This window comes from Mesorhizobium newzealandense, assembly GCF_042682145.1.
Taxonomy (GTDB): domain Bacteria; phylum Pseudomonadota; class Alphaproteobacteria; order Rhizobiales; family Rhizobiaceae; genus Mesorhizobium; species Mesorhizobium newzealandense.
Genome location: NZ_JBHUGZ010000005.1, coordinates 1 through 13,711, shown reverse-complemented (window position 1 = coordinate 13,711; position 13,711 = coordinate 1). Strand labels below are relative to the sequence as shown.

General features: G+C 61.1%; 15 protein-coding genes. 11 read left to right on the top strand and 4 right to left on the bottom strand.

Going from position 1 to position 13,711, the window contains the following annotated elements; genetic code table 11:
* Positions 1-131: 131 nt before the first annotated feature.
* Positions 132-1,307, bottom strand: a complete 1,176-nt coding sequence (locus ACFSOZ_RS07225; RefSeq protein ID WP_379095302.1) for a phosphoserine transaminase — start codon at positions 1,305-1,307, stop codon at positions 132-134.
* 869 nt (positions 1,308-2,176) lie between these two features.
* On the opposite strand from ACFSOZ_RS07225, the gene ACFSOZ_RS07220 reads away from it, so the two are divergent.
* The 8 genes from ACFSOZ_RS07220 (at position 2,177) to ACFSOZ_RS07185 (ending at position 7,915) form a co-directional block, all read left to right on the top strand.
* On the top strand, positions 2,177-2,545 hold the full coding sequence (locus ACFSOZ_RS07220) for a hypothetical protein (RefSeq protein ID WP_379095299.1): 369 nt from the start codon (positions 2,177-2,179) through the stop codon (positions 2,543-2,545).
* 150 nt (positions 2,546-2,695) lie between these two features.
* Positions 2,696-3,064, top strand: coding sequence for an FmdB family zinc ribbon protein (locus ACFSOZ_RS07215; protein WP_379095297.1), 369 nt, complete (start codon positions 2,696-2,698; stop codon positions 3,062-3,064).
* A 114-nt stretch (positions 3,065-3,178) separates the two neighbouring features.
* Entirely contained in the window at positions 3,179-3,925 is a 747-nt protein-coding gene (locus ACFSOZ_RS07210; RefSeq protein WP_379095294.1) for an HK97 family phage prohead protease, read from the top strand.
* A 1-nt stretch (position 3,926) separates the two neighbouring features.
* Complete coding sequence (locus tag ACFSOZ_RS07205; protein ID WP_379095291.1) at positions 3,927-5,069, top strand: phage major capsid protein; 1,143 nt, start codon at positions 3,927-3,929, stop codon at positions 5,067-5,069.
* A 60-nt stretch (positions 5,070-5,129) separates the two neighbouring features.
* Positions 5,130-5,465 carry a hypothetical protein gene (locus ACFSOZ_RS07200; protein ID WP_379095289.1) on the top strand — a complete coding sequence of 112 codons (336 nt, stop codon included), beginning with the start codon at positions 5,130-5,132 and terminating at the stop codon, positions 5,463-5,465.
* Complete coding sequence (locus ACFSOZ_RS07195) at positions 5,465-5,683, top strand: hypothetical protein (protein ID WP_379095286.1); 219 nt, start codon at positions 5,465-5,467, stop codon at positions 5,681-5,683. Before ACFSOZ_RS07200 ends, ACFSOZ_RS07195 begins: the two co-directional genes overlap by 1 nt.
* A complete protein-coding gene (locus tag ACFSOZ_RS07190) occupies positions 5,680-7,158 on the top strand; it encodes a DUF2793 domain-containing protein (RefSeq protein WP_379095284.1) in 1,479 nt (492 codons plus the stop codon). Before ACFSOZ_RS07195 ends, ACFSOZ_RS07190 begins: the two co-directional genes overlap by 4 nt.
* A 4-nt stretch (positions 7,159-7,162) precedes the next feature.
* Positions 7,163-7,915, top strand: coding sequence for a hypothetical protein (locus tag ACFSOZ_RS07185; protein ID WP_379095281.1), 753 nt, complete (start codon positions 7,163-7,165; stop codon positions 7,913-7,915).
* Positions 7,916-8,512: 597 nt separating this feature from the next.
* Here the strand turns inward: ACFSOZ_RS07185 and ACFSOZ_RS07180 are convergent.
* Positions 8,513-8,749 (bottom strand): helix-turn-helix domain-containing protein, encoded by a 237-nt coding sequence (locus ACFSOZ_RS07180; RefSeq protein ID WP_379095278.1) that lies wholly within the window; start codon positions 8,747-8,749, stop codon positions 8,513-8,515.
* 161 nt (positions 8,750-8,910) lie between these two features.
* Here ACFSOZ_RS07180 and ACFSOZ_RS07175 point away from each other — a divergent pair, with 161 nt between their 5' ends.
* From ACFSOZ_RS07175 to ACFSOZ_RS07165, 3 genes are all read left to right on the top strand, one after another.
* Complete coding sequence (locus ACFSOZ_RS07175) at positions 8,911-9,327, top strand: hypothetical protein (protein ID WP_379095275.1); 417 nt, start codon at positions 8,911-8,913, stop codon at positions 9,325-9,327.
* A gap of 214 nt (positions 9,328-9,541) precedes the next feature.
* Positions 9,542-10,309 (top strand): hypothetical protein, encoded by a 768-nt coding sequence (locus ACFSOZ_RS07170; protein ID WP_379095271.1) that lies wholly within the window; start codon positions 9,542-9,544, stop codon positions 10,307-10,309.
* A gap of 206 nt (positions 10,310-10,515) precedes the next feature.
* Positions 10,516-11,505, top strand: coding sequence for a tyrosine-type recombinase/integrase (locus ACFSOZ_RS07165; RefSeq protein WP_379095269.1), 990 nt, complete (start codon positions 10,516-10,518; stop codon positions 11,503-11,505).
* Positions 11,506-11,714: 209 nt separating this feature from the next.
* On the opposite strand, the gene ACFSOZ_RS07160 is transcribed toward ACFSOZ_RS07165, so the two are convergent.
* On the bottom strand, positions 11,715-12,488 hold the full coding sequence (locus ACFSOZ_RS07160) for an outer membrane protein (protein ID WP_379095266.1): 774 nt from the start codon (positions 12,486-12,488) through the stop codon (positions 11,715-11,717).
* A gap of 210 nt (positions 12,489-12,698) precedes the next feature.
* Positions 12,699-13,529 carry an outer membrane protein gene (locus ACFSOZ_RS07155; protein WP_379095263.1) on the bottom strand — a complete coding sequence of 277 codons (831 nt, stop codon included), beginning with the start codon at positions 13,527-13,529 and terminating at the stop codon, positions 12,699-12,701.
* Positions 13,530-13,711 lie beyond the last annotated feature (182 nt).

The window sequence follows — 13,711 nt, the reverse complement described above, 5'->3', positions numbered from 1 at the left end:
TTGGGAAGGGTCGGCGCGAAGCGCCGGGATTGGGTTGTTGCGGCCGACGTGGCCAAATCTTGTTTGGATGGTGAGAGCTGGGTGGAGACGACCCCACCCCGTCCTCCGGCCATCCTCCCTTCAGGGAGGACTCAGGCCGCAGCCTTGAGCGACGCCTTCTGCGCGGCAAAGGCCCAGTCGAGCCAGGGCAGCAGCGCTGCGAGGTCGGACGTCTCGACCGTCGCGCCGCACCAGATGCGCAGGCCGGGCGGTGCGTCGCGATAGGCGCCGATGTCGTAGGCGACACCTTCCTTGTCGAGCACTGACACCAGCCCCTTGGCGAAAGCCGCCTGTCCGTCGGCGTCGAGCGCGGACACGTCCGGATCGGTGAAGGACAGGCAGACCGAGGTGTTCGACCGCGTCGCCGGCTCGACGGCGAGATGACCGAGCCATGAAGACTTGCCGACAAAGCCGTCGAGGACGGCGGCATTGGCATCCGCTCTGGCGACCAGCGCCTCGAGGCCGCCGATCAACTTCGCCCAGTGCAGCGCGTCGAGATAATCCTCGACGCACAGCATCGACGGCGTGTTGATGGTCTCACCCTTGAAGATGCCTTCGATCAATTTGCCGCCCGAGGTCAGGCGGAAGATTTTCGGCAGCGGCCAGGCCGGCTTGTAGGTCTCGAGCCGCGCGACGGCGCGGGGTGACAGGATGAGTATGCCGTGCGCGCCCTCACCGCCCAGCACCTTCTGCCAGGAGAAGGTGACGACATCCAGCTTCTGGAAATCGAGCCTCTGCGCGAAGGCGGCCGAAGTCGCGTCGCAGATGGTCAAGCCCTTGCGATCCGCAGGAATGAAATCGCCATTCGGCACGCGCACGCCAGAGGTGGTGCCGTTCCAGGTGAAGACCACATCGCGATCGAAGTCGATCTTCGCCAGATCCGGCAGTTGGCCATAGCCGGCTTCGATCTTGCGTACGTCGGCCAGCTTCAACTGCTTGACCACATCGGTGATCCAGCCGGAGCCGAAGCTCTCCCAGGCGACCATGTCGACGCCGCGCTCACCGAGCAGCGACCACAGCGCCATCTCGACCGCGCCGGTGTCCGACGCCGGCACGATGCCGATGCGGTAGTCGGCCGGAACCTGGAGGATTTCCCGCGTCAGCTCGATCGCCTGTTCGAGCTTGGTCTTGCCGATCTTGGCGCGGTGGGAACGGCCGAGCGCAGCGGCTTTCAGCGCCTCGACCGACCAGCCGGGGCGTTTTGCGCAGGGACCTGAGGAAAAATTGGGGTTTGCCGGACGGAGTCCGGGCTTCGTATGCGTCGTCATCGTGGTCTATCCTTCCAGATAGTGGCCCCTCGTTGGGGAGGGGTGGCCCACGGACGGCATTACCGGAAGGCCGGGAAAAGCGCAAGCCCTGCCTCATCTTGCGATGCAGGTTCGTGCTCTATCTCGCAGAACGAAGTCGGAACCGACGCCCAGAAGTGGCACAAATCTGACACAGGCAGTTCGGCGTTTGTTCATGCTTGTGGCATCGCGATAGGCGGAACGACTGGCCTCTGTCACCAGTCGAGCGCGGCCATTGAGTTCGCTGCAGCTTGGTACCGCGCCAACGCGTCGACATGCGAGCATCCGATCATTCCGGCTCTTCGGCACCGCTTTGGACTGACGCCGCTGCAGGCGATCGCCGCGCTGCGCGAGGCCCGCGTAGCACCGTGACCTCACCGAAGAAAAGCCCGCCAGACCTCTACATCGCGTTCAAGGCGCTGGCTGTGGCGCATGATCTATCCCGCAATGAAGCCAGGGTCGCTGGCGCTTTGCTTGCCCACTTCAACATCAAGACCGGGCAATGTGATCCTAGCATAAGCCGTCTTGGAACAATGCTTGGCATCGCCCGCAGCAAGGTCCTGAAGGCCACAGCTTCCCTCTGCAATGGCGCTGTTCGCCTATTCGACAAGGAAAGCCACGGCGGCAAGTCGCACAGAGCTTCATACACTCCGAAGTGGGACCGGTTCGCAGCGATAGTCGCGGATTGGGAAACTCGGATGTTGAGCCCGACGCAAGGTCCCTCAAAAGGGGACGTTTGCGCGGGTGCTAATGGTCCCCAAAAGGGGGACGTTAATGGTCCCCAAAAGGGGGACGTTAATGGTCCCCAAAAGGGGGACGTTAATGGTCCCCAAAAGGGGGACACAAACTCTTTGAAGGAACTCTTTGAAGGAACTCTTGGCGCGCGCGAGCAGAAACTCTCGGCCGGCATCGACCGTCGCAAGAGGCTTGGGAACAGTGGAGCGAAACCGCCAGAGGAACAGCGCTATGCAATCCCCGGTGGGAGACCACAGCAACCGAGTCGAGCTGACGCCGGCAGCGAACAGGCGAAGCGAAGGTTATGCGATCAGATCAGGGGGACCGACATCGAGGCATGGTTGGCTGCGGCGGATCCGCAGAACCTTTGGTTCAACACCGCCGTCGGCCAAGAGTTCCAGCGCCGAGGTTGGGGGCTCAAATGGCTGCGCGAGAGGATGGCGAATGAACGACTGGCGTCGATCGGCAAGGAGGCGACGCCATGAACAGGGGCAATTCGGCGGGTCCTCCCGGCCAACATGGGGAGGGGGGGTCAAATCTCTGGGTCGGATGGGGGCTCCAACCGCTTCGGGCTCAGTCACAGGTTTTTTCTTTTTGCCCCGGAATTTCGGGGGAGTGCGGATAAGGAGCCAGACATGGCAAACGATAAGGCTTTGAAAAGATTGATAAAACGGCAGATGCATCTTACGCAACCCGGTGCAAACGACCATTTAAAAACCACTGCCCCTCGGCGACTGGTTTCGGTCACGTGCGCGGTCTGCGGCAAAGACTTCGAGGCGGTGCAGACTGGACGGCGGCAGCCGTCGACGAGATGCAGCGAAGTCTGCCGACGGGAGGCCCGGCGCCGGTACTCCAACGCTTACAACGCCACTGCCAAGGCGGAGCTCGAGGACCTGAGGGCGAGGGCCGCTGCGGGCGACCTGGAGCGGTTCGGCATCGGCCGCGACGGGCGGCCGACTGAGTTATCCACACCCGATGTTGACGGGAAGCCGGGCGATGCGTAGGTTCCTCGCTGCGTGTCATCGGCGGGATGCTGAGACCGCGCCTCAAAGCGCCGGCGGGATGCCGGGCGAAGTGGTGAATTCAACCCCTTTCGCAACTACGCTCGAGGTGCGCCTATGACGCGCGATACCCTTCATGACCCAGCTACACAGCCGTCTTTCGGCTGCATCGGCGCGCCGTTCGAGGTGAAATTCGCCAGTGGCGGAGCGCGAGGAACATTCGAAGGCTACGGGTCCGTTTTCGGGAACACCGACAGCCATGGCGACGTCATCGAGCCTGGCGCCTTCGCCAAATCGCTGCTCGATCGCCAGCGTGAGGGTCGCCCGCTGCCGCCGATGTACAAGATGCACGGCGCCATGACGGGGAACCGTCACGAGCCGATCGGCGTCTGGGATGCGATGTCGGAGGATCCGAACGGCCTTCATGTGAAGGGCCGTCTCATCGGCCTCGACACCGAGCAAGGCAAATGGAACTACGCCCAGCTGCAGGAAGGCGGCCTTCCTGGCCTCTCGATCGGATACAAGGTGCCGCCTGGTGGATCCCGCAAAGGATCCGGCAAACCAGGCGAGCCGGCTCGCTGGATTAAGGCGGCCAACCTGCGGGAGGTCTCGCTCGTCGACGATCCGTCGAACGTGTTGTCCCGCGTCTACGACGTGAAGCGCCTATGGGGCGACGACGCGCCCGCCGACGGTATCAAGACGATCCGTGAATTCCAGGACTTCCTTCGCGATGCCGGCTTTTCGAAGGCTGCGGCCGGCATGATCGCCGCGAGCGGCTGGACTTCTCTACCGATCGACACCGACCAAATTGCCGACCTGATCGCATCGATCCAGGCGGCCAAAACAGACCTGAAAGGACGTTGAAATGGACTTGGATGAGCTGAAGACGGCGTTCACCGGCTATCATGGTGAGGTCAAAACACTAGCCGCGGGCCAGCGCAAGCTGGAGAACGCGCTCGAGGAAATCAAGACCGCTCTCGCGCGGGCGCCGAACGGCACGAAGTCGCGCGCCAGCGGTCACTCCGCTCCGGAGATCGAGGCGGAACACAAGGCCTTCGGCGCCTTCATCAAGACGGGTTCCGAGGTCGAGATCAAGGCGCTGTCCACCGACGAGGGGCCCGCCGGCGGCTACATCACCGGCACCAACATGTCGACGACGATCAATCAGAAAATATTCGACCAGTCGCCGATCCGGCGCCTCGCCCGTGTCATCCCGATGGACAACGGGGACGTTTGGGAGGAGCCGCTCGATTATTCCGACATCGGTGCGACATGGGCCGGCGAGCGCGAAGCCCGCCCAGAAACGACGGCTTCGACCCTCGGTTTGCTTGCGATCCCGCTGCACGAAATCTACGCCAATCAGAAGGTCACCCAGAAGCTGCTGGACCTCTCCTTCGTGAACATCGGCTCCTGGATCGAAGGCAAGATCTCCGACAAGTTCGGCCGAACCGAGGGACTGGCCTATGTCCTCGGCGATGGCGTCAAGAAGGCCCGCGGCTTCATGGATTACTCCGGGACCGCGGTGATAACGGCCGACGCGACAAGGGCTTGGGGAACGCTGCAGTACGTGGCGTCAGGCTCCGCTGCGACCGTTGCCGACGCCTCCGGCCAGGCCAACGGCGTGAAGGATTTGTACTGGGCACTCCGGGCGCCATACCGCGCCAATGCGACGTGGCTGATGTCCAGCGCCACCGCCAATGGTCTCGACAAGCTGAAGGACTCGACCGGCGATTATATCTGGCGTGCCGGCATGACAGCCGGTGCGCCGCCGTCACTCCTCGGCCGGCCGGTGGAGTTTGATGAAAACATGCCGGCACCTGGTGCCAATCTCTTCCCGATCGCGTTCGGCGATTTCAAAAAGGCGTACACCATCCTGGATTGGCAGGCGATCAAGATGCTCCGGGATCCCTACACCGACAAGCCGAATGTGATCTTCTACGCCTATCGGCGCACCGGTGGCGACGTCTCGAACTTCGAGGCCGTGAAGCTCCTGAAGTGCTCGACCTGATCCTGAGAGACGACCTGAGGGCGGCGCGCTGCGCGCCGCCTCGCCACACAGGAGCACGAAATGAAGCTTGAACCAGACTCCGCCCCGGAGCTCGACGCCATGGCCCGCGCAGGGCTCACCGCGAAGCAGCTCACCGACCTCGAGGCGCTTCCCGTCCGACTGCCGCTGCTATCGCTCGATGACATCATCGAGGAGGGCGCCAGAATCCGCGGCGCCCATGACGACATCATTGGGGTCATCAATGCCGAGATCGACGAGGGTGATGATGCCGTTCCAGTCGTCATGCGGCGCGCGATCGCCGCCGAATACTTCCTCCGCAGGACCTGCCATTCGATCGCCGACGAGCTGCAGCGCCGGCGCACCGGAGTCTCGCCTCGAGCACGGAAGATGAACTGATGACCGCCGCGCCAGCAACCGCCAATAGGAGCGCAGTATCGATGAAACAGCCGCCATCCAAGCCGCTTCCGATGGTCCAGGGCAAGATTCTGGTCCAGCTTTTCGACCTCCGCCAGCGCTGCGTTGGGATGGGCTTTTCCGACGAAGACATCGCGGCCTCGATGCGACAGGCTCCGGAGTGGTTTTCACAGTTGCCCAAGAAGGAACCTGCAGAATGACGACCTCCAATCGCCTCGGCATCACCGAATTGGCGGAAACGCAGAACAACCGGTCGGTGACGGTCAACGAGGCGATCGCCAAGCTGGAGGCCGGCGCTTTCTGTTTCCCGGCCGTCTCGATCGGCGACACCGCGCCTCCGGGCTCGCCGGCCGAAGGTGACGTGTATTGCCTTGGGGCGTCACCGACCGGCGCATGGACGGGCAAAGCGACCAAGGTCGCAGAGTACTACAACTCGGCATGGCTGTTCCTGCCGGCGATCGAGGGTGCCCTTGCCTACGCCCAGGACGTCAACGCTTACTATTTCTTCGACGGTTCGGCATGGTCGCTGCTGGCTGGCGGCGGTGGCGCCGGTGACGTCGTGGGACCAGCCAGCGCCGTTGACGGCCATATCGTTCAGTACAACGGCACGACCGGCAAGCTGATAAAGGACGGTCTGGCGCTCGATACGGACGGCACGCTGGCTGCGAATTCCGATACCCGCGTTGCCTCGCAGAAGGCCGTCAAGACCTATGTCGACGGCCTGGTGGTGAACCTCGGCAACGGCGGCAAGGTCCGTGCAGCGACCGCCGCGAACATTACCATCTCGACGGCGCTGAACAATGGTGACAGCCTCGATGGTGTCACACTGGCGACCGACGACCTGGTGCTGGTGAAGGATCAGTCCAGCCCGGCCCAGAACGGCATCTATGTCGTCGGCGTCTCACCTGCTCGCGTTGCCGCCTTCGACACATACGATGAACACCCCGGCTCGATCATCGTGGTCGAGGAAGGGTCGACCAACGCCGACACGCTCTGGCTCTGCACCTCGAATGCTGGCGGCACGCTCAACACAACGGCGATCGCCTATACCCAACTGGTGCTGACAGGCACTGTGCCAAGCGCCCGAACAATCACCGCCGGAACCGGCTTGACTGGTGGCGGCGATCTCTCCGCCAACCGCACCATCGCGGCGGATATCGGCAAGCAGACGGTTTGGGTGCCAGCCGGCGCCATGGTGCCGCGAACCACGAACGGGGCAGCAACCGGCACGGCCGAGATGGCCACCAACAAGAACATGCTGGCGACGCTGGATTTTGACACCACGACGCAAGAGTTCGCGCAGTTCGATATCCGGATGCCGAAGAGCTGGAACGAAGGCACTGTCACCTTCATCCCGGTTTGGTCGCATGCCGCGACGACAACGAATTTCGGCGTCGCTTTTGGTCTCGACGCGGTGGCCGTATCGGACGGCGACGCGCTTGACGTCGCCTTCGGCACGGCGGTCGTCGTCACAGACACGGGCGGCACCACGAACACATCATATCAAGGAGCGGAAAGCGGTGCTGTCACCGTTTCGGGGTCGCCGGCTGCGGGCGATCTGGTCATGTTCCGCATTCACCGCGATCCGGCCAACGGCTCCGACACCATGGCGATCGACGCCAGGCTGCACGGCGTCGTGGTGCTCTACGTGATCGATACGCTGAAGGACGACTGATCCGATGCTGATGGTCAATCAACTAATCGGGTTCGGCGCGCGTCGGGCCACGGCACCTGCTGGGCCACCCCCGCCGCTCGACGGCCTATCGCCAACTGGCGCCTACTCGCTCTCCCGCGATCTGCTGACCTCGTTTGCTGGCAATGCTCGTTACAATGGCACTACAACGGCGAGCCAGCTCAACGACCAGACCGGGGCGGGAAGTCGGAACCTTGCGGCCTCCCCGACGAATTTGACTGTCCAGACCGCTGGGCCTAATAGCCGGACCAGTGCGAAATGCGACGCCATCAATCAGCAATTCTCTGGTTCCGTGATGTCGAATTTTATCTCGGCAACTAGCGGATATTATATCGCCTCGTTCCTGTTATGGAGCGCTGCGGGCAGTAATAACCTGGTCTTCGGGGATGGCAATACGAACCTCGGACTTTACCTGCAGCCGGGCAAGTTGAATTCCTACAACCAAGGGCAATGGGCACCAGCTCTCGGGTCCGGGTTTGCAGTTTCCACTGCTACGGCATATGTCGCGGAGTGGAGGCACGAAAGCGGCAACCTTTACTGCCGCCTCAACGGTGGATCATGGTCGGGCGCTACGGTCTCTGGCAACTCAACGCTCACGGGTGCGCTCAACATCGGCGGTAAGGGCGGCTCAGGGCAGGCTCCTATCAATTTCTTCGAAGGGGCCACATTTTCTACGGTCCCGTCGACCACCGTACAGGACGCTCTTGTTGCCGATTTCAAGGCGTGGATCGGGGCTTGAGCCAAGCCGCGCGGCAGCTCTCGCGGATTCCTGATGCCCAACCCTTGCCTGGCAAGGGCGCGTCTCTGTTTCAGTGCTCTTCCCGTGAAACACTTCTGCGCGAGCGGTAGCCAGCTTGACGGCAGGCAGGTGAGCAAAAACGCGCATCGGCACGACCGGGAAACTGTCCTCGGCAGTTGTCGCACAATCGGAGCGACATTGCCCGGTGCTGCGCACGCCTGACGCGTTGCTCGCATCGTTCGGAACAGAAGCGCCCGCGCCAGGCTGCTGGCCCCAGAAGCTGGATGCCGCAGCCGCCGCACACATACTTGCGCCGGGAGTTGTCGCACGCGGCCGGCCCGGCGCACGGTTCGCAAACAGGCGCCCACTCGACCTGCCATATTGCAGTATCCTCGACCACGTTCCAGATGATGCGTTCGCGCACCATGTAAGCGGGATCGTCGAGGGCGGTTTTGCATCGCGTGCAATGTCCGGCCTGGCGTATGTATGCATGATGGTCGTTACGGATAGGCAACGGTTATACTCCAGTTCCGTTGTATATCTGTAACACGACGAATACCAGAATGCACAAACATCTGGCGCCGCCAACCAGAAACGCTAGAGCTGCTTTCGCAGGCGAACGCCTGGACCCTCGCCATTCTCTTCGACGAAAATCACGCCGGCAGCTTCAAGCGCGGCGCGCACGTCTGCCAACGTCCGATCATAGGGCGTTCGCTTGCTGCGTTCGAAATCGGCAAGCGTCTTCGTGGCGACCTTGCTTGCCGCTGATAGTTGTGCCTGCGACCAGTCCAGCAGCGCCCGAGCGGCCCGACACTGCGACGGCGATATTTCCATTTTTACGAAACCTTACCTAAAATCGGTTGACTTTAATCGCGTAACGTTACACAAAAACGGTTATCGCATAATGCGACGATTGGAGCAACCACCATGCCGAACACCCGTGTTCCGGCGGCCGGCGAAACCTTGCCGTCAACCCAAACCAGTGAGAAAAACCCATGAACATCACCCGACGCAACGCCTTTGGCGTGTTGGCAGCAATTCCTGTCGCCGCCATGCCTGTCAGCGCTTCCAGGGCCGCGCCGATGACGGCTCGCGAGCGCTACGCGCACCATCTGGCCGAGCTCAAAAAGGCCGCAGAAGAGATCGAGCCGAGGATCGCCTATTGGCACGATCTCGATTTTTTAGGCGATGAAAGCGAAACCGGTTGTGGCGTGATCATCTCCGCACATATGCGGAATGGCCGCTACGAAGGCGACGGCGTCTATGAGACCGAATATGGCGCGAGCTACCCTGTCCGGCTGCTTTCTGAGAGGAAGGACGGTCAACGCATGTTCGCCTATCGCCACCAACGCGGCGAGGACGTCATTCCCGAAGACCGCCTAGAGGCCTTCATTAAGCGGAAGGTGTCGTAGGCCAGTTTCCAACTCGATCAAATCGGCCCGGCTCCTTGGTCGGGCCGGTTTGTTTCACGGGGAACTGCTGCTGTAACATGCTGATTTTCGTTGGCTAATTTGCGCACGGTGGGGAATTTCCCCACCGTGTGTGAAACCGTTTAAATCGTGATGCTTGTCACGGTTTCAAAAATGTGAGATGTATCACGGATTGTTCACGAGCGAGGCCGTGCGAATGATCCCGAACACCGACGTCTGGACGCTTTCCTTTCACATGACTGAGTACACCCCGGCCGAGATCGAGCGGATGACGGGGGTGTCAACCGACTCGCAACGCGACTGGCGCCGGCATGGATATCTGCCCAAGCATGACACCCATGCCCGATTTACAATTTTGTCGGCAGCAGAAATTTACGTGATGAAGATGTTTGCCGATCAGGGGAAAGGGCCTGTGGTCAGCAGTGCCTATGCTCCGCGCATCGCGCTTTCGATGGTGAAGACCGCCCTCATGTGGCGAAAGGACGTTTGGGAAAGTGATCCGGTTTCGGTGTTTGATAGCATCCCAGAACTGGGCCGATCGCGTACAGGGAGTGAGCGAGCGCGCCACGAAAACGGCGAAGATTGGCGAGAGGCATCATATGATCAAAAGATCGAATGGTTGGTCGATCAGTTGCTGCTCGGCATGGGCGTGCGCGAATACGTCGCCCACAGCCGACAGGCTATCTGGTGGCCGAATGGCGAGGTTGAAATCGGCTTTTACGATGGCGACAAACTTCGTGTCGCAGCTGAGGGCAGCCCCTTGGATAGGGTGGACCCAAAATTCGACGGCCCTGCCAGCGTGCTAGATATGGAAGCGACCGCGGCGAATCTTGCGAGGCGATCTAGACTTCCGTTCATTTCGGTTGCGCTCGATGTCAACGAAAGTGGGGTCATCAACAGGCCGGAGTTGCGACGCAACCACGGCAAGGTGTTGATTACGTCCGGCAAGCAGAAGGCGAGCTAAAAGCAAATGCGCCGCTCTGAAGCAACGCAATCCGGCACAGGGCTCCTGCCCGTGTACGTCACGCCAGAAGATCTGGCCGAGCATCTGGGCGTCTCGCCCCGATGGCTGCGCGAACTCGCCCGAACCTTGGGCGCTTGTTCTCAATTTGGGAAGAAGATGATCCTCACAGAGGCCGACGTCAGTCAGATCATGGAAGCGACACGCCCATGCCCCTCAAACTCTTCAAGCGCGGCGAAATCTGGCACTATCGCGGCACCGTCGCCGGCCGGCGGATACGCGGCACTACGGAAACTGCGGACAAAGCAAGAGCGCAGCGCATCACCGCCGAAAGGGAAGGCCGCGAGTGGACGCGTCATCTCGATGGACCTGGTGCGGCGCTGACCTTCGCCGATGCCGCAATTGCGTACCGGCAAGCCGGCAGGCCGACGCGCTTCCTCGATCGCGTCGAGGATCACTGGAAGGAAACCCCGGTTAGGGATATCACCGAGAAGGCTCTGAAGCGGGCGGCGATCAAGCTCTATCCGACGGCCGGGCCGGCAACGCGCAACCGGCAGGTGATCGTTCCGACGCAAGCCGTGATCAATCACTGCGCGGATGAGGAATGGTGCCCGCGCCTACGGGTCAAGCGCTTCAAGGTCGAAACGAGGATCAAGGAACCGGCGACCCTGGCCTGGTGCCGCGCCTTTGCCGCCAGCGCGTCGCCTCATCTCGGCGCGCTTTGCCTGTTCATGTTCGGCACTGGCGCCCGCGTCGGCGAGGCCGTGGCGCTCACCTGGGACGATGTCGACCTTGCAGCGCGCACTGTGAGGATCCGGCAAACCAAGGTGGGCGCCGAGCGTATCGCTCATCTGCCGCCGGCGCTGCTCGCCGCCCTGTCCAACATTCCGTCGAATCGCAAACTAGAAGACCTGGTGTTCAAGTATGTGAGCCGCGAGAGCGTGCGCCAGGTCTGGGACGCGGCGATCAAGCGCGCCGCCATCCGCAAGTTGTCGCCGCATTCCTGCCGTCATGGCTTCGCCACGACGATGCTGCACAATAAAGTCGACGTCAAAACCGTCGCGCAGCTGGGCGGCTGGAAAGATGTCGCGACGCTGGTCAAGACCTATGCGCACGCGATGTCCGATCTCACCGTCACCGACGTGCTTTTTGGCACAATTCTGACACAGCCTGAAATCGACAAGGCCGTAAATAATTGAAAAAGAAAGAGAAAAAAGCATCCGGCGTCAACCCTCGTTGGGGAGGGGTGGCCCACGGACGGCGATATTCGTTCAGGCTTCGGGCGTCAAGAGGAAAGTTTTTGTCGCTGCCGGGGTACCGGCGATCTGCGATCAGGATGTCGTGACTTCAAATGCAAACGGCGGACCGAAGAAATCCGCCGTCAGTGTCTTCATCCGTACCGAGCCTGCTACCAGAGATCGTAGCGCAGCCCGAGCTTGACCTGATGGTTGCTGATCCCCTTGTGGACCGGAAAGGAAGTCAGGCTTTCGGCCGTCACATATTCGGCGTCGGGGGCGGAAAAATACTGATAGCCCAGATCGACGGAAACATTCTTGGACACCTGATAGGCAAGGCCCGCATTCAGCGTATAGGCCAAGGAGTATTTGGTCTTGTCGTCGTTCAGGACGAAATCGTCGGTGGGATCAAGGTTGTCGGTGAAATAGCTCGCCGAAAGCTTGCGCGTGCTGCGGACGACACCGATACCGGCGCCGAGATAGGGCGTGATCCCGACATAGGTGCCAAGATCGACATAGCCGTTGAGGATGCCCGAGAAGGCGTAGTTCTTCAGCGATGCGGATGCCTCGGTCGATGTTGTCGGCGGTAACACGATCCCGGTATCGTCATAGCCGACGCCGATCTTGTTGCCGGGCAGATAGCCGAGATTGAGATCGGCGCGCAGATAGTCGTTGAAATGGTAGCCGAAGCCAATGCTGGCAAAGATGGGATCTTCCTTGTCGCTGAAGCTGGCCGGCGTGAAGGCGAAATCCTCATTCTCGAAGCTCTTCTGCGCCAGATAAGAAACATCGCCGCGCAAATACCAGCCCGAGCCGACCTCGACCGGCACATAGTCTGGCGCCTGGTCGACATAGATCGGTGGATCGTAATCGGCAGCGAGTGCGGGCGTCAGCGGCGCGAGGCCGAGTGCGGCAATCGTCAGCATCATACGCGATGTGAGTGTCATGGTACCCGACTCCCGAATTTGGCGCCGCCAGCAATTGCAACGGCAGCCATCGTTTCAGGCATCATTGTTAACCATAGTGGTTAAGTGCCGGTTAAGGCTAACAGAGCGTTAGCGAATTCATTTCCGGCGGGAACTTTCATTCCAGGCGACCCAAACGAAAACCGCCCGGCTGATGCCGGGCGGTTCGCGAACGTCCAAGCAAAGCAAGTGTTACTTGGTGTAGACCGGCTCGGGTTCGGGCTGGTAGGCCACCGGAACGGAGCAACCGTTGTTGCCGCCGAACTGATAGCGCAGGCCACCGCGCACCTCGTGGGTGCTGATGCCGCCGTCGAAGCCAGGGCCGGCGCTGCTCGCATCCCATTCGAACATGCGGCCGCCCTGGATGTGGCTGTAGCGATAGCCCGCATCAAGGATCACCTTGTCCGTCAAGCAGTAGGAAGCACCTGCCATCAGCGCGTAGGCGAAACGCCAGTTGGATGCTCCGGGATTGGTCTCGGTGGTGTTCGGGTCGTAGACAGTATCCCACTTGACGCGCGCGCCACCGATACCTGCGCCGACGTAAGGCGTGATGCCGTGCCAGGTGCCGATATCAACATAGGCATTGGCGAGCAGCAACAGAGCGCTCATCTTCGACACTTCGGTCGAGGTCGTGAGGAGATCCGAGGTGCCGCCGTCGAAGTTCGACTTGAACCAGTAGTCGGCGGTCAGATCCGTCCGGAAGTGATCGTTGATCTTGTAGCCGACGCCGCCACCGAGCGAGAAACCGCCCTTGAGCTTGCCGAAGTCGAAACTCTTGCTGCCGGGCGTGACCGTACAGTTACAGGGATCGATGGTGTAAGTCATATAGTCGATGCCGCGCAAGGTCGACTTGTGATAGTCAAGGTCGCCGCGAATGTACCAGCCACCGACATCGGCCGGTTGCTCGTAAACCGGCGGCGGAGCCTCTTCGACCACCGGCTCCTGAAGGTCGGCTGCGAACACCGGCCAGGCCAGGCCCGCGAACAGCGCGGCGAGCAGGGCCTTTCTTGCTGTATTGAACATGCTTGTCACCCCTAGGAAGTTCGGAACGGCCATCGTGTCCGAATGCAATTGGCTTTCAGTCGTGGATAATGAATTGCAAAGGTTAAAAGGCGTTTAACCCTGTTGCTTAACCACGAATCTCGAAACTTTGAGGAAGCGGCGCGCGGTTTCCGGAGCCCGGAATCGCCGGTCAACAAAAAGCC